The sequence below is a fragment of the Bacteroides sp. 1_1_30 genome, assembly GCF_020982715.1.
Classification (GTDB): domain Bacteria; phylum Bacteroidota; class Bacteroidia; order Bacteroidales; family Bacteroidaceae; genus Bacteroides; species Bacteroides xylanisolvens.
In genome coordinates this window covers 1-26,848 of record NZ_JAJKHN010000051.1, presented here as the reverse complement: position 1 = coordinate 26,848, position 26,848 = coordinate 1, and the positions used below count along the sequence as shown (strand labels likewise).

13 protein-coding genes are annotated in these 26,848 nt (G+C 43.4%); 1 reads left to right on the top strand and 12 read right to left on the bottom strand.

Features of this window, described 5'->3' with window-relative positions; all coding sequences use genetic code 11:
- Nucleotides 1–95: 95 nt before the first annotated feature.
- Genes LPH68_RS15635 through LPH68_RS15615 form a run of 5 tightly spaced genes read right to left on the bottom strand, consistent with a single transcriptional unit; the run spans nucleotide 96 to nucleotide 11,036 of the window.
- On the bottom strand, nucleotides 96–2,303 hold the full coding sequence (locus LPH68_RS15635; RefSeq protein ID WP_151923704.1) for a heparinase II/III family protein: 2,208 nt from the start codon (nucleotides 2,301–2,303) through the stop codon (nucleotides 96–98).
- A gap of 46 nt (nucleotides 2,304–2,349) precedes the next feature.
- On the bottom strand, nucleotides 2,350–4,614 hold the full coding sequence (locus tag LPH68_RS15630) for a chondroitinase-B domain-containing protein (protein WP_008641353.1): 2,265 nt from the start codon (nucleotides 4,612–4,614) through the stop codon (nucleotides 2,350–2,352).
- A 3-nt stretch (nucleotides 4,615–4,617) separates the two neighbouring features.
- Entirely contained in the window at nucleotides 4,618–6,300 is a 1,683-nt protein-coding gene (locus tag LPH68_RS15625) for an IPT/TIG domain-containing protein (protein ID WP_008641354.1), read from the bottom strand.
- Between the two features lie 20 nt (nucleotides 6,301–6,320).
- Entirely contained in the window at nucleotides 6,321–7,841 is a 1,521-nt protein-coding gene (locus LPH68_RS15620) for a RagB/SusD family nutrient uptake outer membrane protein (RefSeq protein ID WP_008641355.1), read from the bottom strand.
- Nucleotides 7,842–7,853: 12 nt separating this feature from the next.
- Entirely contained in the window at nucleotides 7,854–11,036 is a 3,183-nt protein-coding gene (locus tag LPH68_RS15615) for a TonB-dependent receptor (protein ID WP_074908666.1), read from the bottom strand.
- Nucleotides 11,037–11,277: 241 nt separating this feature from the next.
- Between LPH68_RS15615 and LPH68_RS15610 the strand changes: the two genes are divergently transcribed.
- The gene (locus LPH68_RS15610) at nucleotides 11,278–11,997 is read left to right on the top strand and encodes a FadR/GntR family transcriptional regulator (RefSeq protein WP_087318745.1); all 720 of its coding nucleotides are present in this window, start codon (nucleotides 11,278–11,280) and stop codon (nucleotides 11,995–11,997) included.
- 895 nt (nucleotides 11,998–12,892) lie between these two features.
- Here the strand turns inward: LPH68_RS15610 and LPH68_RS15605 are convergent.
- The 7 genes from LPH68_RS15605 to LPH68_RS15575 all read right to left on the bottom strand — a co-directional run bounded on the left by LPH68_RS15605 (nucleotide 12,893) and on the right by LPH68_RS15575 (nucleotide 26,356).
- Nucleotides 12,893–15,391 (bottom strand): glycoside hydrolase family 31 protein, encoded by a 2,499-nt coding sequence (locus LPH68_RS15605; RefSeq protein WP_151923707.1) that lies wholly within the window; start codon nucleotides 15,389–15,391, stop codon nucleotides 12,893–12,895.
- A 36-nt stretch (nucleotides 15,392–15,427) separates the two neighbouring features.
- The gene (locus tag LPH68_RS15600) at nucleotides 15,428–17,206 is read right to left on the bottom strand and encodes a glycoside hydrolase family 66 protein (RefSeq protein ID WP_151923705.1); all 1,779 of its coding nucleotides are present in this window, start codon (nucleotides 17,204–17,206) and stop codon (nucleotides 15,428–15,430) included.
- Between the two features lie 14 nt (nucleotides 17,207–17,220).
- On the bottom strand, nucleotides 17,221–18,735 hold the full coding sequence (locus LPH68_RS15595) for a SusF/SusE family outer membrane protein (RefSeq protein ID WP_128859542.1): 1,515 nt from the start codon (nucleotides 18,733–18,735) through the stop codon (nucleotides 17,221–17,223).
- Nucleotides 18,736–18,771: 36 nt separating this feature from the next.
- Nucleotides 18,772–20,235: a RagB/SusD family nutrient uptake outer membrane protein gene (locus tag LPH68_RS15590; RefSeq protein ID WP_370638803.1), complete on the bottom strand. Its 1,464-nt coding sequence runs from the start codon at nucleotides 20,233–20,235 to the stop codon at nucleotides 18,772–18,774.
- A gap of 42 nt (nucleotides 20,236–20,277) precedes the next feature.
- Nucleotides 20,278–23,277, bottom strand: a complete 3,000-nt coding sequence (locus LPH68_RS15585; protein ID WP_151923706.1) for a TonB-dependent receptor — start codon at nucleotides 23,275–23,277, stop codon at nucleotides 20,278–20,280.
- Between the two features lie 212 nt (nucleotides 23,278–23,489).
- Nucleotides 23,490–25,139: a DUF6377 domain-containing protein gene (locus tag LPH68_RS15580; RefSeq protein ID WP_004298604.1), complete on the bottom strand. Its 1,650-nt coding sequence runs from the start codon at nucleotides 25,137–25,139 to the stop codon at nucleotides 23,490–23,492.
- A gap of 188 nt (nucleotides 25,140–25,327) precedes the next feature.
- On the bottom strand, nucleotides 25,328–26,356 hold the full coding sequence (locus LPH68_RS15575; protein ID WP_004302765.1) for a Fic family protein: 1,029 nt from the start codon (nucleotides 26,354–26,356) through the stop codon (nucleotides 25,328–25,330).
- Between the last annotated feature and the right edge of the window lie 492 nt (nucleotides 26,357–26,848).

The window sequence follows — 26,848 nt, the reverse complement described above, 5'->3', positions numbered from 1 at the left end:
TTAACTGTTAAGTTGTCAAGTGTTAACAGTTGAGCCGATAAGTATTAATACTTGAGAAGACAGGTATTAATACCTGAGAAACGGAAAACTAATCATCATTTCATAAATACTCCGCAACGACCGTTCCAAGCATACATAGTGCCTTCGACCGTCAGGCGGTGCCCTTTCTCTTTGTCGGCATCGGTATTGCTCAAGCAAAGCATTACGGAATGCCCGCCTTTATAGGTTGCTTTCACCACTGTATAGGAAGCCGTATCCATCACGACTTTCACCTCTTCGCAAGATGAGGTCAGGTTACTGGAAGTTTCCATTACCACATCATATTCTCCATGCGTTTCGATGGAAGTGGCGAATGTATGGTTCTTCCGTGCTTTTTCCCTTATCAGGAAAGCGGTTTCGTTTCTCAAGTTGAAATCAGGGTCATTGGCACCCAGACGAAGCATCTTCATCTCTGTTTGCGCAGTAGTAGCTATACTAATAGTATAGAAACGATCCTTATTAACAAAGGTGAAGCTTGATGTATTTCGGCTCTTGTTCTGTCCCCAGGCTTCCAGCCAAAGATGCTGATAGCCGTCTTTCGTGCCAAGAGTTTTCAGTTCGTTAGTTGCTTTGGCGTAAGGGAAGTTCAGGGAAACGAAGTGCCCGTTATACCAGATAGGGTAATCGTATTGGTGCTCTTTGTCCGCATTTGCTTGCAGCACATCCAAGATTAACGGGAATTGCAGGAAAGGGGTAGTCACGTAAGCCAGTGTACGTTTCATCTCTATTCCGGGATAGGCATTGGTGTCTTTCGCCACCATTACCTGAAAATGTCCGTCGTTGAAATCATGGTAAATAATATCTGAATGATAACGGGAAGAGACTTTTATATCTCCGGCAAAGTGGGATGTTTCGTCCACGACCAATGTATTGTGCGCAATAGTCTGTTTGGCAAACGATTGGTTTTCACGGGTATAATGACCTTTGTACTTGGCTTCGATATTCAAGAAGCGGGAAGCACCGTAGTCGGGCAGAATCTCGTTCCCATTGTCGTAATAAGCCATTGTCAGTTTATCAAAATGTCCATGGCTCAAGCCGTGTGAGGTAGCTTTCAGTGTCAAGGCGCTGTTCAGATTAGAATCTGTGGAGCGGATTACGGCTACACCGCCTTCATCCCCCTTGCGCCCGTCACGAAATACACTGCTACGATAGATAATCGGAGCAGCTTCTCCGCGGGCAATATCACGGGCTACTTTAAAACCGCCGCTAGTAGGGAGATAAGTATGCTGGTACTTATTTGCAACGGACAGCAGTGATTTGTCCGAAGGATTAACATTATACAATATGTCTACCGCATATACCAGTTCCTGTGCGGAAAGCCCTTTCAGCAAGGCATCATTAATATGGAAGAATTCGCCTTCATAAGAAAGTTGTATCAATGTGGAGAGGGCTTTTGAAAGAATGCTATCCCGGTAATTGAAGATTTTCAAGTCCGGCAGTTTATTCTCGATGCATTGGGCGAAGATGACGAAAGGCCAGATGGCATAACGTTGATAGTAGGCTCCTTCCGTGAAGTAACCGTCGGGAGAGAACAGGTAATCCATCTGGCGGATAAAGCCGCCCCGTTTGCCTGTTCCGTCAGAACCGTAAAGTGCCTTCTTTACGTAATCTTCACGATTCATCGCAAAGCCAATCATACCGACGGCGGCCGTAGCCCATGTAGCATGGTTGTGCATTTTATTGAATGTCTTGTTATTTGCATGGTTGTCTCCCATACCGTCCATGATGAAGTCCGCCATCGGAACGAAAAGATTCTTCTCGATAGTGGCACGCTGTTTGGATGAGAGTGTGTTATAGATACAGTCATAAGCAACCGCTGTATGCACCAGCCATACACTTTCATTCAGTGTCTGCCAAAACAGACGTCCCGGGACGGGGGAAAGTTGCAGGGGGTGGAACCCTAAAGTAGGGTATAGTTTTGCATAGGCTTCCAACATATCGCCCACGTAGGCGGCATATTTCTTATCCCCTGTCAACTGATAGGCAACTCCACAATGGAACATGGCATAGTAATTGGATTTATGCTGTTCGTGTACCACACCGCCACCGCCATCTACGGGAACCGGTACGGAAACAGGAGAGTTTACTGCTGCATCGGCTGCGGCCAACACTTCCGAAAGAGATTTGTCGAATGCGGGTACTGTCCCCTTTCCTGCCCTCATCTCGTTCACTTCTTCCTGTGTGAAAAGAAGGGACGGATGTTGGGCAAATGAAAAGAGGTATCCACCTAAAACCATGAATATGCAAATAATAAGTTTTCTCATCTTACATCATTTTCTATTTCAATAATAGTATCGTATGACAACTGTTCTACTTCTTTTTCAAGCCGATAGAGAGTTTTTCCAGTTCGCTACCCTCAACCGGAGTATAATCGTATGCTTCGGCATTGATATATGCGGGACGGAAATTGTACATCTTTCCCTGTATTGCCTGGGAAGTGGTAGTCATCATTCTACCGGAATTCCACAGATTACAGTTTGCAATGCGTACTTTCTCCCAGGTCGCCTCATCCAGGCGGATAGTTGCCCCGCCGCGTCCGCTATTATCAAAATTGCAGTTCTCTACTGTCAGTACTTGCGGGCCAATCAGGCGCATGACACTTCCACGTTCTTTGTTGCAACAGTCTACAAAGGTACAATGTCTGATAGTAATATAAGGGCCTGCCGTACTTTCATCGCTTCCGCCACGATAAATATTAATAGGTAAACCCAACAGACGGTAGAAGGAACAGTTTTCAATCAACATGTCGTCGGCATTATAGCGACCTATATCATCTTTCTCTGCCGCATAGTTGATAGCATCTCCTGATAAATCGCGGAAAAGACAGTTGCGGATGGTAACGCTTTCGGCAAAAGTAGCTTTTGTTCCTTTAATGGCAAAGAATCCGCCTTCTCCGAAGTTCTGGAATTCGCAGCCGTCTACTATCAGTGTATAAGGTTGTATCATATCAAAGGCAGTAGAAATTCCTGCTTTAGCCAAAGCCTTTCCGGGCTCTAATACGCCATCGAATGTTATATTCTCAATGACCATTTTGCCGCCATCGGCAATAGTTACCATATTATCCGGCTTATCTCCGTTGAAACGGACAAGCGGCTTGTTGGCTGCATCGGCTGCACGGATAGTCAACGGTTTGTCAATGAACATAGCACGTTGGATAGGATATGTGCCTTTCGCCAAAATAATGACGCCACCCGGTTCTGCCGAATGAATGACTTCGGACAAGTTCGTTCCCGGAGACACATTGTATTCCTTATGAACATTCGCTGCTGGGTGTGCCACTTGGTTCTTAAACCAGGAAGCGCCTTTATCCTTACGTATCGCAGCATCGTCGGGCAACTGGGGAGCTTTTACTTTTTCCGTAGTAAATCCCGGAGCCGAGTAGTTCTTTGCCAATTGCACTTTGTTATCTTTGAACTGGATACCCGCTACGTCGTCAACGGCTATATAAGGCTGGTCGAGTCCTTTATTGATGATGATATTATCCGTGAATGAGACTTTTTCCGGTGCAAGAGTACGTTCCATATCCTTGCCTGTACCAAATTCTATATTCGTGCAATCTACGAATGTGTTACGGTACATCTTGACATCAACAACTTGACAATATCTATTAGGTAACGAATTGGGTACGGCATCCATAACTCCCAAAGCTGAGAAGAAACGGGTACCTGCCAAGCCGACCAATACATTATCGTAAATCTGATGTCCGGCATTGACGACACGGATACCGCCGGTATTGCGACGTCCGTTACCGATAAACAAATTATCATTCACAGTATTACGGTCACCATGACGCAGTGCTACCACTCCTTCACATTCCAACAGCGTATTGTTGCGGATGATGTTATCACTGGATTTAATAGAAATTACTTCCACTTCACCGGAGCAACGTTCGAACAAGTTATTCTCAATCACCGTATTTGAAGAACTGTAAGCTTGCTGGGAAGTTCCTACACGCATTGTTTCGGCACCGTTCGAGCCATACACGGGTCTTTCTCCAAAGTAGTTATGGTCAATCCGGTGATGATTTTCCAGACAACGTTCGTCGTTGAGGATGACAATCAATGTCACCCCCAAGTTAAGTTTTCCTGTCAACGAACAATGGTCTACTCTGTTGTGACGACCATAAAGCAATATATAGCTGTAAGCCTGGTCCCGGCGAGACGGATTGAATTTGTCTATCACACAATTCGTCAGACGACAGTGATTAGCCAGTTCTTGTCCGTTACGGAATTCTATTACGGAACCTTTGGGAGCGTATCCGTCAGTGAAATGCAATCCGCTGACAGATAGCCACTCGCCCGCTATCCGCAAGGTGGAACCACCTTCTACCTTTACCTTTCCGGGGTTCAGGGCTTCTATGGTAATAGGAGATTTCTCCGTTCCTTTGCCTATCCATTTCAACTGCATGTCCTTGTATTGACCGTCCTTGATGTAAATCCGGTCACCCGGTTGTGCAGTCTTCAAGCAGGAAGCTACTTCGGGGAGCGTTACGTCGTATCTTTTTGCAAAAGAGACTGACGGTAGCCCGATAAGCAGGAGAGCTATAATTGCCTTATGTATATTTCGTATCATCATTAATTATTGAACTTTTGAGTAATCGTAATCTTGTTTCTGCCAGTACATATCAAAGGTAATAGAACTTGCGGAAGGGTCTTTTTCCGTACCTTCTTTCATCTTGAAATCAGCACTCTTGATATACATCAGCCCTATGCGCTTCACATCCCTAACCGGATTCTTATCAGCTGCTTTATTGTCATATCCTTTCACATTGTAATAGAATACCAGGAACACAGCATCAATTGTCACATTAGTTTTCTCCACACCTGCTTCAAATTTATCTTTTGCCCAAGCATCAGTAGTAGGTGCAGCACTCACTGACGGCTTAATGCCGGCGCATGTTTTCTTTTCCACATCAAGCGGGAAAGTTATTTCATCAATCTTTTTGATATTGCCAGCTTTCACATTATTGACCAGCTCCGCACAATCCGGGTTAGTCTCCGGATCCAAATATGCAAATGATAATGCAGGGGTGCCATAATAGCTGCTCCCCCCCGTAATGGAAGCCTTACCGGAAGTTTTAAAATTCTTCAACTGCCCGTTAGAGTTCGCCGGACTATTGATAGCTAAATTGAATTTAGAAGATGAGCCGGAAATGAAAAAATAAGGATTTACAGAATTATAGTCTGTTTCGGACACAACCGGAATATTCGCTGTCTTACAAGTATTCTTTCCTGCAGCAGCAATAATATCCACTTCCTGGCTCCATACATCATTAGAATAAACCCGTCCTGTTTCCGGTGAGAAGAATGCAGAAGTCTCTCCAGCCTGTGCATGAATAGTCCTGTTCTCCCAATAATATACAAAAGCCACCCTTACAATAAATTCATCCGTTAATGTCGGTGTCTCACGACCGTCAAAATAAGAAATCTTTAACGGTACCATATTATCACCGTTCTTAAAGCTATCAGATGTAGGTACAACAAACTTTAATTCAGTTTCAGTCTGCAACGTAATAGTACACTCAATATCACCTAACAGCACTTTATCAATCTTATTTAGATATGCTCCCTCCAGCACTACCATATCTCCCACGTTGGCTGGTTCAAATACAGTAGTTGTAACCTCAGGCTGATAACGTTTCACCGTTAACTTGGGTGCGGACGAACTTGACGTCTCCACTTCTTTTGTTCCATCAAAATATTTAAATGTTACAATAGCCTTGTCACTTTCCACATAAGGAACCTTTACTACTATCTCATTCTCACTTTGTGAGATGATCTCTGCCTCATTTCCTTCTGTCCCGCCTTCGGCAGTGAAAAGAACAGCACTCACCACATTCATGGAACTACCGGAGAGCAACAAATTATTGCCCATTTCAACTTCCGAGGGCATTCCGGCCTGTGAAACGACAGGAGCCGGATATTCAAGGGTAAAATCTCCTTCGGACACACCCTCACCTATCGAATTTACCAATACAATTTTACCACTGCGTGCCTGATTTGTCACTTTCAAAGACAAACGCCGGTTGGACACTTTCTGTAGGATAACGGCTTTTCCACCACCGATAGTAGCACTTACCACATCATCCAAATATTCTCCGGTAACAACAATCTCACTACCTATGCTTCCACTCTCGGGCGAGAAAGAAAGGATTTCCGGTGAACTAACCGCCACATCCTTCATCGACGTAGAATCACAACCACACAAAAAGAATAAACAAACAAACAATGATGCCAGACTCCATTCTCTATATTGTTTCATATTCGTAAGCATTTAAAAGATTAATAACCCGTATTCTGTGCTATCTCTGGATTAATGTCAATCACACTCACCGGAATAGGCAGAAATGTTTGCCAATCTTCTATATCATTCACCGTATAAGAATATTCCGTATAAAGAAGCTCGCTGTTCAAGTAGTTGTTTACTGTCTGAGTAGCGATCCCCCAACGAAGAAGATCAAACCAACGCTGGTTCTCAAAAGCCAGTTCAAGCCTGCGCTCATTACGTACAGCCTTTCTAAAATCATAAAGACTTGGCAGGTCGGTCAGTGTATATGTAGAAACACCGGCACGTTCACAAACCATATTCAAATACTTCAGATTGTCTGCAGAAGGCCCCGAGATTTCATTTGTCAATTCAGCATAAAGCAAAGCAATATCAGCCACACGAATCACAGGCCAGTCACTCTCGCCATCATACTGTGTAGTTACAGGATTTACATACTTCTTACAGTAACGGCAATTACCTTCCGTCACCCACGTCTGAGTAGTTGTATTGAAATATTTCTGGGCGATATTCACATCCAGACGTTTATCAGCCCCCGCACCTCTTTGCTCGTAAGCTGCAATAATATTGTCAGTAGGAGTATTATAACCGGAAGAAGTACCGATAATCACATTTGCACCATTATTGACCGGAGCAAACATATTGCCGAACGGCGAACCGATACCGGCATTTCCCGAAAGGTAACGAACCGCAAAGATTATCTCCTTATTCATCTCATTGCCAATATCAAAAACCTTATCATAAGCCACAAGATCACTACCCGATTGCGGATTTCCCACAGATTCACTTTCGAGTACTTCCTTACACAGTCGGGCGGCACGGGCATATTTCTCGTCACCCGCCTGGTAGTGCGTAGCATATACTTTGGCAAGCAACGCTTTTGCCGAATTCAGGTCAGCACGTCCCAAGTCACCATCCGCCATCTTGCCGGGCAACAGTTCATTATTGACAATATTCTCCAAGTCTCCCTCAATAAGCGCATATACTTCATCCACCGTAGAGCGTTGCATATCACGGGCCACTTCAGAAGGAACCTTGGAAGTAACAATAAATACCGGCCCCCATAAACGGACCAGATTGAAATACTCCAATGAACGAAGAAAAAGTACTTCTCCCTCATATTGGTTCCGCAATGTCTCGTCCGTCACTACATCAAGGTAAGAAATAACATTGTTTACCCGTGCAATTGTGGCATAACAGGCATTCCAATACGTTTTCACCCATTCGTTTTCCGGTACGATAGTACCCTGGTCGAGCTGTTCCACCAGTCGTGTAGTATTCGAAGAAGAACCTGCAGCATACATACGTCCGTTATCCGAGCGCAATTCTGTCATGGCCCACTCGTAATACATCACATCATGCAGGGAATTATAACAACCCAGCACCAGATTATTTACCGACGAAGCATCCTTCACATACTTATCCGCCGCCACTTCCGAATAAGGATATTGATCCAAATCACAAGCGGAAAATACCATGACGATTAACAATAATCCTATATAATTTATTTTTTTCATCGTTTTCCTCCATTAAAAATTAATATCAAAACCGGCAGAAATGGTAGAAGTCAACGGGAACCCACCACGCTGATACCCCGAAATCATTGCACTGGAATAATTACCGGATGTCATACGCGACTCCGGATTAATGCCTTTGTAGCCACTTCCCCAAATATAGAGCAAGTTACTGCCCGACACATAAAAACGTACACCTGATAACTTAATCTTACGGGCAGCAGTTGCCGGCAAGGTATATCCCACTGTAAAGTTACGCAGACAAGCATAAGAAGCATTTTGCAAAGGATAATCAGTAAGCATGAGGTCATGTCCCGTTTTCACATTCTGATAAGGCGTTTTTCCGTCACCCGGATGTTCTGCGCTTACCCAACGGTTCTTTGTGTACTTCTTATTCCACTTCTTTGTTTCATTATAATATACATCACCATTAAGCACTGTGATGCCCTGTACACCCTGAATAAGGAATGAGATGTCGAAATCTTTAATTTGGAAAGTATTGGTGATGCCCCATGTGAAATCCGGGTAAGGAGTGCCCAACGCAACCCGGTCTTCAGGAGTCAAAGAGCCGTCATTATTGGTATCGACAATGCGTATCCCCCCCGGTGCATCGTCTGAAAAATGAGGATTAGCTGCAATCTCTTCCGCACTATTCCATACACCACACGTTTTGTATCCATAGAATTGAATCAACGGCTCACCCACTTTAGCAAGATAACCCTCATTTCTTTCACCCAAAGAAATCATTTGTTGTTCACCGCCTAACTCCAATAATTTATTACGCGAAAGTGAGAAATTTATATTAGTATCCCATGAAAACTTACGGCTTTTCATATTATGCGTATCAAGCTGGATTTCCAAACCTGAGTTACGGACTTTTCCTATATTATTCCAATAGTGTGTGTAACCGGTAAACGATTGCGTCGGTTGTTCGAACAATAACGCACGCGTCACTGAATAGTAAGCATCTATCGCCAGATTGATACGGTTGTTGAAAAGTCCCAAATCCAGACCATAGTTAAACTCATCAGTCTGCTCCCATGTTATATTAGAATTAGCCAGCGAAGAAGAGATATTCGCAGAACCATTAACCAATGAACCCGTACCTTTGCCGGTCACGTAATTCGCACTGTTCAATACCTCGAGGGCTGCATTATAACTGATACGGTTATTTCCTGTCACACCATACGATGCACGAAGTTTCAAGTTAGAAATAGCCTTGATACCCTTCATGAATTTCTCTTCACTCACGCGCCAACCCAGTGATACGGAAGGGAACCAGGCATTACGGTTTCCTTTGGAAAAGAGCGATGAACGGTCCAGACGTAGAGAGGTAGACAACAAATAGCGCCCCAGATAACTATAATTGACACGTCCCAGATAAGATTCCAATACAACATCCGGATATCTGAAAGTTCCCGTACCCGCCGTATTTCCATTACCCTCACTAGCCAACTCGTAAACAGTGGCGGCATTCAAAGTATGAATGTCATCCGTAGCAAATCCCGTCGCAGCCATAGCCACCCGCTGATTCCGTGTCTTTTCTACAGTATATCCCAATAAAGCGTCAAGACTATGGTCTTTATTCTTTCCAAAGTCCAAATGGTAACTCAAGGTATTCTCACTCAACAAATCAATATAAAGTGCACTGGAATAAGTAGCGCGGCTTGCTTCCTTGTCTTTCGTAGCGTCCTTATTTGCATAATAATAAGAAGGGGCAAAACGAACATTCAAGCCGTTGGATGTCTTAAACTGTAATCCTTTACAAAGATCAAGCGTGAGATACATGCTGGCCAATCCTTGCATAGTCTCGCTCCAACGAAAAGTATTAGTCATTACGCTCGCCGGATTATTATTGGCAGAGCTAAATGGAGACGATTTTTCCAATACCCGGTTACCGTCGGCATCCAACAACGGATTTCCATCGGCATCCACGGCAGTCGGTGTCATAATATTGTTAAAATGGCTACCTCTTGCAAATCCGGTATATCCGGTCAGGTCTGTACTATACGCATTGTGATAGACCGGTAAAAAAGAGGGAGTACGATAGAAATCAATAAAGTTATTTTTCGGACGTTCCGTCTTGCTATATGTACCGGATATATTAACACCCACCGTAGCTATCTTTGAGAGTTTGGTATCCACTTTAGTACGGAAATTCAGTTTGTCCAGTGAATTGTTGAGCATCACCCCCTGGTCTTTAGTATAGGCCGCTGAAATAAAATATTTCGTCTCTTTGCGTCCGCCCGAAACACTCATCTGCACATTCGTGATACCTGCCATATCACGCAAGCCCTCTTTCTGCCAGTCGGTAGTCCCCATCTGGCTTTCCAAATAAGCAGCCCCGCGAGCAGCACTCGGTACTTTCGGACCACCTAAGGCAGCTTCTTCTTCCAATAAGCCCAACCATTCGGAAGAAGTCATCATATCATGCAACTGATAAGCGTATTTAAATCCCTGATAGAACTTAAAAGAATATTTCGGTTTGTCCGGCGTACCGCTCTTTGTCGTCACCATAATCACTCCATTGGCAGCACGTGAACCATAAATAGCAGCCGAAGCCGCATCTTTCAAAATTTCAATAGACTTCACATCCGCAGCATTGATAGACGACAAACCACCGGATACGGGAAATCCATCTATGATAACCAACGGTTCACTATCTGCGGAAATGGAACCCGTACCGCGTACCCGGATAGAAGGAGTCACACCCACTTCCGATGTCTCATTAGAAACCGTCAATCCAGTCATAGCACCTTGCAAGGCAGTAGTGACATCACTCACCGGAGCATTAATCAGCTTCTCACCTTCCAACTTTGAAATCGAACCTGTCAAATGAGATTTCGCCTGTGTACCGTAACCGATTACCACAACATCATCCAACATCTTCGAATCTTCTTCCAACGTCACATTCACAACTGTACGTTTGCCAACCGCTTCCGCCTTATCAACGTAACCGATATACGAATAAACCAAAATTGTCTTGGAATTAGGAACCTTAATGGAGTATTTACCTTCAGCGTCCGTCACAGTACCGGTAGGAACGGCAGCGTCTTTCACTGTCACCGAAGCTCCAATCAACGGACCCTGTTCATCTATCACCTTACCAGTAACTACATGCTGGGAGTAAACGTTCAATGTCCCTACCAACAACAGGAACATCATCACGACTTTTTTAAAAATACAGGAGTTGTTCATAGATTAGTGTTTTAATTTCTGTGACAAACGTAACGATTAAAATTGGTAAACCAAAATTTTGGTCTACCAATTAATATTTATTAATAATTAGATATAAGCCGCTTATAAATAACACGTTACGCGTACCTCTATATAAAAGGACAGGAGAATATTTTTACTAGAAAGCTTTACTTTGAAAGATAATATTTGTACTTTTACAGCCGAAACGGAAAAGGTCATCTTTTTAAAATATTTATATCTTATGAAAGACGAAATCAATTCGCAACCAGTTAAGCATGTAATAGAACACATAAAAAAACAAATATCAGAACGTCAGATTTTACCGGGAGAGCGTCTCCCTTCTGAGCGTAAATTATCCGAACTTTTGAAAGTCAGTCGGTCACATGTTCGCGAGGCATTGCAGAAACTGGAATTATACGGTATTGTAAAAACATATCCTCAGAGTGGAACAGTGGTATCCGAATTCTCCAAAGACCAGTTGGATACTATGATTACCGATGCATTGAAAATCAGCAGATATGATTTTTCAAGCTTGGTTTATGTACGTGTACTTCTGGAAATAGAGGTCTGCAAATTATGCGCAGTAAACCGCACAGAAGAGGATTTGAAGAATATCGAAAACACGCTTGTCGAACTGGAAGAAAAGTTTGATACAGACCTTCGTGTCGAAAAAGATTTTGCCTTTCACCAGGCCATTGCGCAAGGCGGACATAATCCGGTTATCAGTTCACTCCTGCTTATTATTACTCCCGATATTTTAAAATATTATCAAAAATACAAAGTTTGTGCTGTTCCTCAAAAAACGGTTCATGCAGAACATAGGGAAATGTTACAGAAGATAAAAGATAGGGACAAAGAAGGAATGAAAGAACTGGTGATCCGCCACTTGGCCAATCTGATTGATTTTGCTAAAATGTCCGCGAAAGGCGATATCCCGGAATTCGAATACGGACATATCTAAGATACGTAAAAGAATAGATTTAATTAGCTGTATGCGAGAAACTATCCAGTCTCTTGTATACAGCTAATCCTATTTAATAAGCAATGTTCTATTTTTAATATTATACAAGGAAATGGCCAATTAGAAAATAACGAACCGGAAAATAAACTGCATAAATAAATGCATGAGCATACAAAAAGATGCCTAATATTGCATAAAAGCAAACAGGATATGCATCTTTCTCTATTCAGAAACCGCTCATTGCTTTAAAACCAACGAAGTGTTCCTCGGTGTGCATCGACTTGTTCCTCACCGAGGAAGCTATCGTTCCCCGGTGAAGAAGATAAAAATGAACTATTAAGAAACATTTTTTCTCTAGTTTACCATAATATATCGGAAAGGAAAAAACAATAAAATGATTAGTTATTCGGGCATCTGTTCTCCAAATAACAAAAATAATTAAAAATCTATCGCAGCTTGATAGCCATATTTTCGAAACAGCAGAAATAGAGAATCGCGTAATTACAAATGCAGGACATTTTCCTGCTTTTCTTTACCAAACTGCAATTCACGTCCTTCTTCCAATGATTAAATATTCCTTTTTTAAGAATCATCGTTTTTTAAGAGGCTACTGATTCCTTCAGAAGGCTCTTTCAACTTTTATCCTTCAATAGCTCTTTTGTCTTATCCGCCAAAAACAGGGGGATATTAATCAAATTACCATCTTGTTTCAAATTCAGCATTGAATAGCGAATCAGGTAAGCGGGTTGGAAAAGCTTCTCATAATGAATCACACTTTTGATATCAGAAATGTGATAACTTACACATTTCTGATATGAGTTTCGTGCGAATCTACACATTATCCATATAAAACGAAAGAAAAACTCTGAATATTAGCTTGCCAACAGCTCCCTGTTTATTTAAAAGTAATCATCAACTGTTCATCAACACCTTTATCAGGTATTCTCACACTACAGACACCAGTTTCTTTATCCCAACTCCATAATACAGATTCCGTGTCATTCTCTAAATCTTCTTCCAAGCGTTCCGGTTTAGTTTTCTTTATCTTCTTTCCTTTGACAGTTATCTCTTTCGGAGCTTTCGCAGAATAAATACGGAACAACAGATTTCTCGGACCGGGAACAGTGTATCCTTTTCCTTCACGGGCAGAGACTGTCAGTTCATATCCATTTGCCAGAGTGCTGCAAATAATCGGTGTTTTGACAAATTCATCACGCTGATATCCTAAGTCTTCTCCTTCATCTTCGTAAAGAGTAAAGGCTGCCTGTGCATCTTCCTGTGCGGGGAAGATTTCAAAAGTAAGTGGATATACCGGTTTCTCATGGGTGTAGTTCATCACCGGCATGGTGGGGATGATGGAACCTTGCTTCACAAACATGGGAATAGAGGACAAGGGAGCGTCAACGGTAGTCCATTGCTCTCCGGTGTAGACCGTCTGCTTGTTGTTGTAGTCTATCCATGTGCCTTCGGGAAGGTATACGTTCTTTGTGCGGACACCTTTCTTCACCACGGGAGCTACCAGTAATTCACGACCGAACATGAATTGGGCATCCGTAGAAAAAGTTTCCATATCCATTGGATATTCCAGAAACAGAGGCCGCATGATAGGCAATCCTGTATCATACGCTTCGCGGGCGTAAGTGTAGATATACGGTAACAAACGATATTTCAGTTCGATAGCCGCTTTCGCGTTCTTTTCCGCTTCCGGCCCGAAAAGCCACGGTTCCACCGGGTTATCTCCCTCATGGTGGATACGGCTCAAAGGATTAAATGCTCCGAATTGAATCCAACGGGTATAGAGTTCCGCCATAGCCGGATAATCCTCAATGTCTCCACAGTAACCGGTAATATCACAAGAAGAAAACGGGATTAATCCCAATCCGGCGGAAAGCATTACGGGAATCTGATTGGCTAATTGCCCCCAACCTTGCAGTACATCGTCTCCGTTTCCGCTATCACCCGTCCAGCCAAACGTATAACGTTGCAATCCGGCATAAGCAGCACGAGTCATTTGAAAAACACGACGGTCCGGATTCCTCTTTTCAAATTGCTCCTTTACCACTTTGTCCCAGGTCAGACCATAGACGTTATGGATTTCATCGTGCATACCGAGATGGTGCTTCATCACCAGGCGCTCCGTCTGCTCTTCGTTACTCCAGGCAGGTTCGCCCATGTCTGTCCAGAAGCCGGAGACACCATCGTCAATAGGTTTCTGCTGATAAGTTCCCCACCAGTCGGCTACGGTAGGCAGGGTGAAATCTACCACTCCGCAGTTCCCACCCCACGGCCAGGGCATATCGTAGCTTTTACCGTTCGTATTGTCCTTTACAAAATAGCCCAGACGGTCTGCTTCTTCCCATTGTTTTTTGTTGGCTTGTGCAATTACCGGGTCTTGAGATACGACTACCTTAAAACCCATCTCTTTCAAATCCGAAAGCATCTTTTTGGGGTTTTCATAGTTTCCTTTGCGCCATTCGAAATCCTGCAAATATTCTGTCCAGCCGATATCCTGATAGATAATATCACAAGGGATTCCCCGTTTCCGGTAGCCTTCGGCTATCTCACGACTTAGCTTTTCACTTGTCAACAGACCGCGGCATTGAGCAAAACCCAACGCCCATTTCGGCGGCATGATAGGTTTTCCAGTCAGTCCGACGTATTGGCTGATGATTTCTTTATAGTCTTTACCGAAGATAAAGTAATATACCATTTCCCCGTTCGGAGCTTCAAAGCTGTAATAATCACGGCTCTCTGTTCCGAATTTGAATTCCGTCTTATAGGTGTTATCAAGGAAAATACCATACCGGTAATTGCTCATAAAGAAAGGAATACTCTTGTAAAGAGGATCTTCTACCACACTATAACAAGGTTTGTCACTATTCCACATCTTATAAGACTCGCCACGACGGTCCATCTTTCCCGCTTTCTCACCAAGTCCGAAGAAGTGCTCGTCACGACGAAGCACTTTATATTCCACCTTCTTCGTTCCTTCACTGACATGGCCTTTATCGGCATAATCACTAAACAGGAGTTTCTGATATTTATCGAATATCTGAAGACTCATCGGAGATTTATTCACCCGGATACGCAACTTCGGAGTAAATATCTCATAACAGGCCGCCTGTTCATCCACATGAATAGTTCCTACCTCTTCCAGTTCTTCATTAATCACTGCAAACGAAGTATTTCTTCGTTGCAATTGCCCATCGGGTGAGAACCAGATTTTCACGACGGAAGAGCTGCAAAGTTGCAATTGCAAGGCGGCACTGTCCGCCAGGTGAAAAGTCACCTGACGTCCCTGCTGTGTAAAAGAAGTGCATGTACGTGTCGTATTTTCCGCCCAAACCCATGTTGGAAATACCAAGCACAATACCCATAATCTATATCTAATCATCATACCTATCATTTTAGTTATTCTGTAGCAACCGCTTTATTCAGCCACAATCATCGTCCAATATTTCAGGGAAGGCAATGTAAATGAGACGACCCCGTTCTCCTGTGTAAAGGCCAATTCCTGCAAAGCTCCTCCGTGTACATCCGGCGACGCTACCCACAGCTTATTCACCTTTGCCGACAGATTCATTTGCAAAGCTGCTTTTGTAATCAGAGCCGGTTCCGGCATCGTACCGTCCACATCTCTCCAGCTAAGACTGTTCGCTTGCGAGAAATTAAGAAGATGTATCACTTGCTTGCCACCTACCTGCTTGGCATAAGTAGTAACTGATCCCTGTTGAGGAGGCCAACTATTTAATCTCATTGCGCCATTGGTACAATTCATGGAAACACTATTCTCCGTACCACCGTCACGAAGCAGGTTTTGATAAGAAGTCAGGAAGTCATAGTAACGAACCATCGCTGTTTTCAATTCTTCGCTCATTGTCAGGTTCTCATTCGGAAAGTACTCTTTGCACAACATGTGATCGCCTCCCAACTCCAGGTGCGAACCACCCAAAGCAAACATGACAGCATCTGTCAATAAGATACCCGGCGTATTAAATTCTCCCCGGTTATCCGCTTTATTATAATTCATATAAGCTGCAAAAACCGTATTCAACTCATAATTGCCATAGACTCCATTTTCATAAAGAATGGCTTTCAGATTGGTAAAATCAGCCTCATCCGCCCACACCTCATTATAGAAGAAATCAACTTTACCTGTCTCCCCTATCTGACGGGCACCGTAACGGCTGACCGCATTCATCACCAAACTCTTGTCCGGATGAGCCTGCTTCGTCGCTTCAATAAAAGAAGCATATCCCTCACGCAGATTGACCGGAATACCGTTGTAATTGTAAAGCGTGCTGCGTCGTCCCAACTGGTCTATCTGATAGCCGTCGAAGGCAAAGTTCGCGTATACATCATCATTCCTTTCGTTCAAATATTTCTGCCATTCCTTATTAGAAGGGTCGACCAGATAAATATTACTTTTCCATCCGCCCGGCAAATCATGACTGTCTTTAGTAGTATGAGAAGCATCCTTAAACAAATACCATTCCTCCTTCACCCCGTCCGTAGCAGCATCCTTCAACGCCCCGAAACAAAGATTGTAAAACATAGACTTCATACCGAAACGATGCTGCGCTTCAATGTAATTTTTCACCGAACTTGTATAAACCTCCCGGTTAGCGATGTCCATATATACTTCGTCCAACTGTGTGCGTGTACCGCCCAACGGCCAGTGATGTTTATTATGCCAGTCCTGAAACTGTACCCAATTGATGTGATGACGATTCAGATACGCCATCTCTTCCTGTGTCTTTTCAGCCGTCTTCTCCTGACTGAAATCAGCGACAAAACCATAACGCGGAAAACGTGACGGATCACTGGATACATCTACCGCAATCGTACCGACAATCACATCCGTACCATTCTCCTGACGGTACAGTTCCGCCATATATCCTTTGAAATCAGTAGTAGGCGGTTGCCATGTCCAACTGGTACCATTTACCGACTCTTCTCCGACAACCTCCCCTAAAAGACGATAACGAACTTTAGTTCCGGCAGGCAACGCATCTTCTGCTGTAAACACCACTTTCTCCCCCGGTTTATAGAAAGCCTTATCTGTAGACAGTTCCACACTTAAATCCGATGTTACCGGAGTCACTTCGGTGACACCGCCCGAAGCTCCTCCATTTTCTTGGTTCGCCCCATGATCGTCACTGCAAGCCATACACAGGAAAGCAGCCACCAAATATATTATTTTCTTCATCTTGAATTCTTGTTTTATTGTTTCACAATCGAAATCGTCTCTTTCAACTGGTCAATCGTAATCCGATAAGAACCGGCTTCCTGAATATTCCACTTATTATCCAAACTACCCAAATCTGCATCCGGATACATACTGCTCAACTCCGCATCCGACTTGGTAACGAACAATGCCGTCTCTACTTCACCCGTCGGAGCCTTATTGCTCTTATCCGCCATAAACCAGTCTCCATTCCAGTCTGACTGTTTATCGCAGGATATCTTCATCTCACCTGCCTTCAGCGTGCCACTCCAGGTAAATATATAAGGATTGTCGGCACTCTTAGTCATCGGAGTAGCATTGTCCAGACTCCATCCGTTCGGAGTTGCCTCACCCACCAGATACAATCCTTCATAAGGAGTGAACAGACGCATCAACATCTTTTCTTTTCCCTTTCCTGTGTAGAACCATACTTTATAAGGCTTGCCACATTCGGCTTCCTTCATCTGCCATTTATTATCCTCACCTCCAAGCACTACTGATGTCGAAGTGTACGGAGCATTAGCCATGGTAGGATGGAAGAAAGCATCCGCCTGACCGAAATCCGTCACAGAAGCGAACTTAAAATCTCCGTCTGCTTTCCAGGGAATCACGGCTCCATAATGGAACAGATCCATCTGGACAGCATCTTTAGACAATGCCTCAAATCCCCAACCACCATTACCGGTAAACGAACCGACAATGAAAAATTCTTCAAATCTCCAGCCAATATCTTCTGTTTCGGTAAGTGTTAATGTCAGGTCGAGCAGGTTTGCTTTTACGATATAAGTTGCTTTTTCACTGATTGTGAACTGTTCGTCCGGTTGGTCATCCGATGTACGGTAGGTCAGTTTGAATCCTTCTTCGGCTGTAGCATCGCGGTTGTACGATGGCAGGAATTCTCCTAAGGTCGTTATAAACTTAAACGATCCGGCATTCAGCTTTCCCATCCATGTAAATTGTCCGTTATCCGTACGTTCCATTGCCGTTGCGTTATCGGCGCTCCATCCGTTCGGAGCAGCATCACCAATCAGGTAAAGCGTGGTAGTAACCGGCTGGTAGGTAGTCACTGTAAAGGCAGTCGTCGCAATCTGCTTCTGATCTTCCATTCCGGCAACGACGGCTGTGATACGTGCTTCCAACTCCGCTTTCACGGCATAACCGATACCGAACTGCGTATGCAGAAATTGGTTAAGTTCTTCCACTTTCTTAGTCCATTGATACGTTCCCGTACCCAAATCTACCGAATAAGGATTCGCAAAGTCCGTTCCGGCTTTCGCCAGTTCCAGCGTATAAGAGATACGGTTACCGCTTCCATAATTCGTTCCGGTAGTCCATGAAAGCGCCAGCGCCTCCTGACTATGGTTCTTTTCGTTCAACACCAACTCCTGCTGATTCACCGAAAGGGTGAGGGTATCATGTCCTTTATCTGTCTCCATATAATCCTCGGTACAAGCAACCATCGTTCCACCGATGAAAAGAGAGCATAACAACTGATATATATATTTCTTCATCATATTATTTGTCTAAATGAATGATTATAAAACGGATTAATAACCGGGATTTTGAGTCATCAGGTGATTGGAGTCCATCTCCGTCTGCGGAATAGGCAACAGGAGACGTTCTTTGGTCACATTATTCTTACCGATAGATTTCAGGAATGTCAATGCATAATTTCCATTATCAACCCGGATCATATCGAACCAGCGATGTCCCTCAAAAGCAAGTTCCATCCGACGTTCGTGAATAATCTTTTCTCTCATTTCGGTCTGCGTCAGAGTAGTCGGCAGCTCTGTCAGTCCGGCACGCTTACGAACGATATTCAATGGTTCGGCAGCCTGATCCGGATGTCCCTGCTCATTCAAAGCTTCCGCTTTCTTCAGTAAGACATCCGCATAACGGTATACTACAAAGTTGTTGGGGTTGGTATTATACTCCGGAGAGACGGTTTTCGACACAAGGAACTTACGTACGTTATAACCCGTATTCGACCAGGAACGTCTGTATTCCATACCGTCAAAAGCAGGACAACCCTGATACAACACAGTGATGTCTTTCCGCAAATCACCGTCTTCGTATTGCTTGAAGAACTCTTCCGTAGGCAGGTTCCATCCATAAGCACCGGCTACCATACCCGAATTACGAGGCCCCATGAAGGTAGACAGCCAGGATGACTGGTTATCACCGCCCCAGAAGTCATATTCCGTACTACCGGAGTATTGCACTTCGAAGAGAGATTCTGCACCATTATTGATCGTAGCATTAAAGTTATCGGCATAATTGCATTGAGTCAGATCATATCCCATTGCAGCAATGTTATTGCACAAGGTCACTACTTCATTGTAATAGTCACGATGATTAGGAGCCAGTGTCAGGTAAATATCCGCCAGCATAGCCATTGCAGCCTCTTTGCAGGCACGTCCCCTGTTGGCATCTCCATAACTGCTTTTCGGAGGAAGCATAGTCACTGCATTCTTGCAGTCGGAAAGGATTTGAGCATATACCTCATCTACCGTATTACGGGCAATATCCGCAGATTCTCCCGGTTCAAACGGTTCCAAGCGCAAAGGCACCCCTCCGTACAAACGAACCAGAATATAATAATAATGTGCACGCAGGAAATAAGCCTCACCCATGCACCGGGTCTTTATCTCATCGGAGATAGATGCTGAAGGCAGATTGGAAAGCACGATGTTGCAACGTCCGATCCCAACCCACGGAGAACGCCATACATACAAAGCAAAGCCGTTGTCGCTCTGGGCTATGAAGTTGGAAGCCTGAACAGTCTCCAAACCGTCAGTACCTCCTCCGGCTCCTACTTCACTGTTGCCTGCGATGATGTCGAGGCTCCAAATACGCTGGTTATACATATTAGATGACTGAAGAGTCTTGTAGCAGGCAGTAGTCAATGCCACAGCAATCTCGTTCGTCACTTCCGATTCGGGATCGACGCCATATTTGGGATATTTATCCAAGAAATCGTTGCACGATGTCAATGCCAGCACGGCAGACATAAATACCAAAGTTATTATCTTTTTCATATTCTTTCTCCTGATTTAAAAGTTAAAGTTCAAGCCCATACTGAAGGTACGTGAAATCGGGTAACGGCTGCTGTCGATGCCATTAATATCAACTTCCGGGTCGAAGCCGGAATATCCGGTGATAGTTGCCACATTCTCGCAAGAGAAAGAGATGCGGGCATTTTCCAGTTGAATCTTTTGCATCCACTTTTTGGGCAGTGTATACGAAAGCGTGATGTTCTTCAGACGGAGATAGGAACCGTTTTCCACAAACCTGTCGGATACACGGCAGTTCTGGTTCGGGTCTCCCCAAATGGCGCGGGGCATAGAGTTGCTGGTTCCTTCACCCGTCCAGCGGTTCAATACGGCTGTGGTCTGGTTGTAAGCGGCTGCCATTCCTTCGTTGTCAACATTGTTGGCGTTATAAATCTTGTTTCCCGATACGCCTTGCAGGAAAACGGAGAGTTCCCATCCCTTATAAGAGAAATTATTGCTTAAAGAGAAGAACCAGTTCGGATTCGGGTTACCGATAACGGTACGGTCTTCATCGTTGATGACTCCATCGTTATTCAAGTCCCGGAAACGGATATCCCCCGGAGCTGCTCCCGGTTGGGTGGCGTGACGGTTTACTTCCTCCCAGTTTTGGAAAAGTCCGTCGGTCACGTATCCGTAGAATACATTGATCGGATAACCGGCTCTAAGCATAGTCACGTATGAGTTACCCAGCTGATTGATAAACATCGGAGTTTCGCTGTTCAGGTCCAGAATTTCATTCTTGTTATAGGTAGCCGTTAAAGCAGATTCCCAAGAGAAAAGACCTTTCAGGTTGATGGTGCGCAGGGTCATTTCCACTCCTTTGTTACGCATTTTGCCGGCATTGGTAAAGGTTTCAGTAGTATCTTCAAAACCGGAGGTGATAGGGATGGAAGCTTTCACCAACATGTCTGCCGTCTTTTTGATGTAGGCATCCAGCGAAAGGTTGACACGTGAATTGAACAGGCTCATATCCACACCGAAGTTGGTTTGGCGTACCTCTTCCCAATGAATATTCGGATTGGAAAGGGTGGTAGATACCAAAGCGGTAGAGTTGTTGTTGCCGAAAGGATAGACTCCTGTATTATAGGAAGCAACAAAGCCGTAGTTACCGATTTCCTGATTACCGGTCACACCGTATCCGATACGCAGTTTGAGGTCATTCACCGGAGAATTATCTTTCGGAAACCATTCTTCCTGCGAAATACGCCATGCCAGAGAAACGGAAGGGAATGTTCCCCAACGGTTGTTCTTACCGAAGCGGGAGGAACCGTCACGGCGCACAGTGGCTGTAAGCAGGTATTTATCTTCGTAAGAATAGTTGAGACGTGCCATCAGAGAAAGCAGTGCCCAGTCGCTCTGGCTGCCACCGATACTATACATCTTCTCGCCGTTGTCCATTTCATGGATATTATCAAACATGAAGATATTCTTTTGAGCATTCAGGTAATCATAGTTGTTCCACTGGGCGGAAGAACCTGCCATCACACCTACACGATGTTTTTGGGCGAAAGTATGGTCGAATACAAAATAATTATCCCACAGGTAGGTAAATGATTTGTTGTCACTCTTATAGCGGGAAGATTCTTCTACCGGATTCGGTTTCCAGTCGTAAGCCGGAGTAAAGTTGTCGACAAACCAGAATTTGGCATCATAACCAAAGGTACTTTTCAACTTCAACCATTTGGTAAAGGCAATCTCTCCGGTGATGTTTGCCAGAAAGTTATATCCTTTTGTCTCGTTCGTCATCATATACAACGTACCGATCGGATTGCGGACACTTCCATACCATTGCGCTTCCTGTCCGGGACCGCTCCAGTTACCGTCTTCATTCTTCACCGGCTGGGTGGGGAGTGCTTTCATCGCATCTCCGATGCTATAGCTTCCTCCTTCTTTCACGTCCGTACTGAATGTCAGGTTAGTAGTGAACTTCAACCATTTATTGACCTGGGCATCACTATTTGCCTGGAAATTGAAACGACGGTAATTAACGCTTTCCACGATACCGGACTGGTCGAGGAAACCGCCGGATACATAGTAATGTGCCTTTTCCGTACCACCGGAATAGCTAACCGAATAGCTTTGTTTCACTCCCGTACGTAGCATCTCATCCAGCCAGTTCGTTCCTGTTCCCAATAAAGAAGGATCTGCCCAATAAGGGTTTGTATTATCATCATTATTAGACAGCATATCATTGCTCAAAGCGGCATATTGCGCAGCATTCAGCATATCGGGTACTTTAGTAGCGTTCTGAATAGCCCAGTTTGCGTTTACCGTTACTTTTCCGGCACCTTCGGCACCACGTTTGCTGGTAATCATCACCACACCGTTGGCACCACGCGAACCATAGATAGCTGTTGCCGAAGCATCTTTCAATACGTCTACCCGTTCCACATCAGCCATATTTAAGGAAGACAATCCCAAGTCGGTAGGAATTCCGTCAATGACAATCAGCGGGTTACTGTTATTGATCGTACCCAAACCACGGATTTTAATGGTGACATTATCACCCGGCTTACCGGCATCGATTATCTGCACGCCGGATACTTTTCCCTGCATTGCCTGACCGATATTAGCTACCGGAGAGTCTTTGATGTCCTTCACTCCGACAGAAGATACGGCACCAGTCAAATCGCTCTTTTTCATTGTTCCGTAACCTACTACAACAACTTCGTCCAATACTTCCGTATCTTCCTGCAAGGTTACTTTCAACGAGTTTTTCCCGTTCACCGGAACAGTCTGCGTTTTATAGCCGACAAAAGAGATAGTCAGCGTGCTGTTAGCCGGAACGCTTAATGAGAAATTACCGTCTACATCGGTTATCGTACCATTCGTTGTACGTCCTTCCACCACACTGGCACCGATCACCGGTTCACCTGTGGCATCTACTACATGTCCTTTTATTGAAATCTGTTGTGCGAATGCACTAAGAGATAGGAACAAGCCCCACATTATTAATAAGAGGCGGCGTTCAAAGCCTTTCGACTTCATACTCTGTTTCATGTACATTAATTTAAAGTTAATATTAGGGTTACTTTTGTTTTCGTTCTCTGTGTCATTGCTGAAATGACCGTGAAACAAAAGTATCCACATTTCATACTGCTTCTTTGAGCAGATAGCAAAAATATAGTGATTTACACAGTATCTCACAGCATAAACCACTAAATATAAGAACGTTATAAAATAGAAGTCAGACTAAAAAAGTAGTGGTTTTCTTATTCTTCCACCTTCCCTATTTGCATTACTTTAGTCTCAAATTCATCTCTTTCTCCCAAAGCTTTGTTACGGACACGGGTCCGGTAATTATAAATGGTAGTCACGGAATAACGGAGGAATTGCGCTATCTTGGTACTGTCCGTAATCCCCAGCCGGATAAGGGCAAAGATACGGAGTTCGGTGTTCAACAGTTCTCCCGGTTTGGGTTGCATGGGTTCTGTGAGCAGCGCATTAAATTCCTCCACAAAATTGGGGAAGAGTTGCAGGAAAGTCATGTCGAAGTTTGCATAAAACTCTTTCAGTTCTTCGTCAAGGAATTGAGAAGATTTAATGGCTTTATATAGTTCTTCCACTCTTCCGGCAGCAGCAATTTTATTCAGGGAACGACGGTATAAATCCATCTTGTCGAGATAGGTGGAGCATTGATCCATGTATCGGCCGATATATTCCTCCTTGATATAATTGGCTTCCGAAAGCGTATGGTTCATCTCTTTCAGTTGCGAGTTAGAATCGTGAAGTTCTTCGTTCAGTTCTTGCAACAACGTATTGGTATCAACCACTTCGCGACGTGCGGCAGCAACCTTTTTCATCTGCTTGTAAACGAAGAAAATGGCAACCAACAAAAATACGGAAAGCAAACTGATACAAATCAATGATACTTTCATCTCCTGTTGCTGCCGTTTGGTTTTCAATTGGTAAGCCTGGTCAATGATAGGAAAGACTTGCGAGATTTCTAACGTACGAAGGCGGGCATTACAAAGAGTGGCATCCTCTAAGGAGCATTTCAGGTAATTGTAAGCACGGTCAATATCCCCTTCATCGTAGACAAGGGAAGCGAGTTTGCGCAAAGATACATATTCCTTTACCGCCGATTTCAGGTCGGCAATGGCCGAAAGGGCCAGGTAATGTTTTTGCCCCTGCTTGTCGCCTTTCAACCGGTAACCCTCGGAGAGAGTATAAGTAAGCATTGCTTTTGAATGGTCATCCAAAGAAGGTTTGTTGTAATATTCCATCAGCATACGGATGGCTTCATCGTATTGAGCATGTACGATGCACTTATCCGCCATCACCAATACGTGTCCCAAAGAGTCGGAAGCGTTGACCTGCAGAAGAGAGTCACGATACAGATCCGTCATTCGATAATACTCTTTCTTGACTTTCTCCGTAACGGCATAATCTCCCATCAATCCATAAATAGTGCGATACAGATGATAATAGTAACCATAGAGATAATCGGGCAGCGTTTTCTTATCAATCTGCCCCAATAGTTCCAACGCTTCTTTATACATTCCGGTAGTTCCCATCACTTCCGCCATATTCATGGCAGCATCATCCAGATAATCCAGTTTATCCATGCGATGCGCCAGTTCCTCTTTCCGTTGAGCATAGACAAAAGACGAATCCAGATTATAAGCCCGGTATTCATCGAAAAGACGTCCGCAAAAACCATATCGTTGTTCATCGGAAGTAGCCTCCGCCAACAATTTCTTCAGGTCAGCGATACGCGCCTCCTTTTCCGCTCCATAGGTCTGACGATTTTTAATGATACCATCAATCTCACGAAGTAACGCATCGGTACTCTTATTATCTTTTGCATAAAGCAGACCGGAAAGGACGATTGTCACAAAAATCAGAATCACTTTTTTCATAGTGCCGTATGTATTATAGTTGCAAAGATAAAAGTCTTTCAGAAACTTCCGGCTTTCAGGAGAAAATTACTGCAGACGGAATGAACAATCTTGTATTAAAACAGGAAGCATTACAAATTTATTATGAACATAATTTTTATATTTATAATAATGTTATCGTTGGAACAACCATCAATATACAGATAAATTCAAAAGTATGTATTCACAGCAAATTCAAACTGTTCTATAAATATTTTCTTAAATGGATATATATTATTTTGTTCATAGAAAACTAACATAGCTTTCTTATAGTCGATAGAATCAACTGAACGAAATGATAAAGGACAATAACCGTTGGCTATAAGTATTGCATTACTTGTTATACGGGCAGTACGTTTATTACCATCAGCAAATGGCTGAATGTAAGATAACAGAACTAAAGCTAGGAAAGCTTTATCAAAGATACTCTGCTTATTATTAATTAATTGACAAGTGTCTTCCATAGCTTCTCTTATTTGATATTCATTATCAAGTGGACGATAATTCGTACCCGTAATACCAACACGCCGAGAACGAATATGACGCTCAACTCCCAGTTCTTTAATAAGGATACTATGAATGTCTTCAATCTTTCTTATTGATAAATACTGAAGATAATCAGGATTATCTAAAATAAAATCAAGAGCTTCCTTGTGATTTAGTAGCATAATGGCTTCTTCTTTAGTTTTACCTTTTGCTTCTTCTTTTTCCAGCAAAAGTCTTTCCGTTTCAAGAAGATTATATGTGTTCCCTTCAATTTGAGAAGACTTCCAACTAAGATCCACACCTAACCTTTCCATTTCTTTCCGGTACTCTCCGTCTGTCATTTCTAATACATTTCTTCTAAACGTTTCTTGAAGAGCCGTTAAATGTTTCCGTTCGTCCATCGTGAAAGGGTCAACATTAGGCAATATATCAGGAATAAGGCTGAAATTGAAAGCTTGTTGAATTTCACGCTCATCAACTTCTTTCCGAAAGTATGATTCTAAGTCGAAATAACTTGTAACAAACGTTTGTGGTGTTAGTTTATAACATGTGGCAGGTCCTTGCCCTATGACTTCAATACTTCCAGCGGAAATCATGGCAGCTAATAAACGCTTGAATGTGGCGACACTTACTTTAGTATTCACTCCCTCCATTAATTCTGACCTAGAAGATAGAGGATGAAAACGAAGATATTGTTGAATTTCTTCTTCCATTGCTATTTAATTGATTATATCGGCTCAAAAATACATAATATTATTAATATATCGGCTCAAAATGAGCCAATAATTACAGTGTATAGGACTCTTTTGAGCCGATATGAAAATCTTCAGCTACCTGTTAGTAGTCTCATATTGTTTCTGCATTGCTTTGATCTATTCTTCAGAATTCTTATTTATCACAGCAATTTTATCCTGTAATTCTTTATTCTGGATTTCAGATAATCTCATCTGTTCAGTATGGATCTTCTGACTGTCCTCTGTGGTGAAATAGTTCATTTACGTACGGGTTTGGCTCATTCTCTGTACGGTTTTGAATAAAATAATGGAGTATTCTGGAAACGTTGTGGTAAATCTGAAAAAGATGATTGAGTTTTTAAGATTCCCCGTTATCTTTTTATTATAAGATATGGGTCCAGGGTGAGGGGTGGTGAGGGTAGATTTATAACTTTCGTATTTTTTTTTGAGGATAAAAAAGGAGATAGTATA

Bases quoted from the DNA above. Each gene is read 5' to 3' on its own strand.
- LPH68_RS15635 (WP_151923704.1), bottom strand. From the start codon at position 2,303: ATGAGAAAACTTATTATTTGCATATTCATGGTTTTAGGTGGATACCTC.
- LPH68_RS15630 (WP_008641353.1), bottom strand. From the start codon at position 4,614: ATGATGATACGAAATATACATAAGGCAATTATAGCTCTCCTGCTTATC.
- LPH68_RS15625 (WP_008641354.1), bottom strand. From the start codon at position 6,300: ATGAAACAATATAGAGAATGGAGTCTGGCATCATTGTTTGTTTGTTTA.
- LPH68_RS15620 (WP_008641355.1), bottom strand. From the start codon at position 7,841: ATGAAAAAAATAAATTATATAGGATTATTGTTAATCGTCATGGTATTT.
- LPH68_RS15615 (WP_074908666.1), bottom strand. From the start codon at position 11,036: ATGAACAACTCCTGTATTTTTAAAAAAGTCGTGATGATGTTCCTGTTG.
- LPH68_RS15610 (WP_087318745.1), top strand. From the start codon at position 11,278: ATGAAAGACGAAATCAATTCGCAACCAGTTAAGCATGTAATAGAACAC.
- LPH68_RS15605 (WP_151923707.1), bottom strand. From the start codon at position 15,391: ATGATTAGATATAGATTATGGGTATTGTGCTTGGTATTTCCAACATGG.
- LPH68_RS15600 (WP_151923705.1), bottom strand. From the start codon at position 17,206: ATGAAGAAAATAATATATTTGGTGGCTGCTTTCCTGTGTATGGCTTGC.
- LPH68_RS15595 (WP_128859542.1), bottom strand. From the start codon at position 18,735: ATGAAGAAATATATATATCAGTTGTTATGCTCTCTTTTCATCGGTGGA.
- LPH68_RS15590 (WP_370638803.1), bottom strand. From the start codon at position 20,235: ATGTCTGCCGTGCTGGCATTGACATCGTGCAACGATTTCTTGGATAAA.
- LPH68_RS15585 (WP_151923706.1), bottom strand. From the start codon at position 23,277: ATGAAACAGAGTATGAAGTCGAAAGGCTTTGAACGCCGCCTCTTATTA.
- LPH68_RS15580 (WP_004298604.1), bottom strand. From the start codon at position 25,139: ATGAAAAAAGTGATTCTGATTTTTGTGACAATCGTCCTTTCCGGTCTG.
- LPH68_RS15575 (WP_004302765.1), bottom strand. From the start codon at position 26,356: ATGGAAGAAGAAATTCAACAATATCTTCGTTTTCATCCTCTATCTTCT.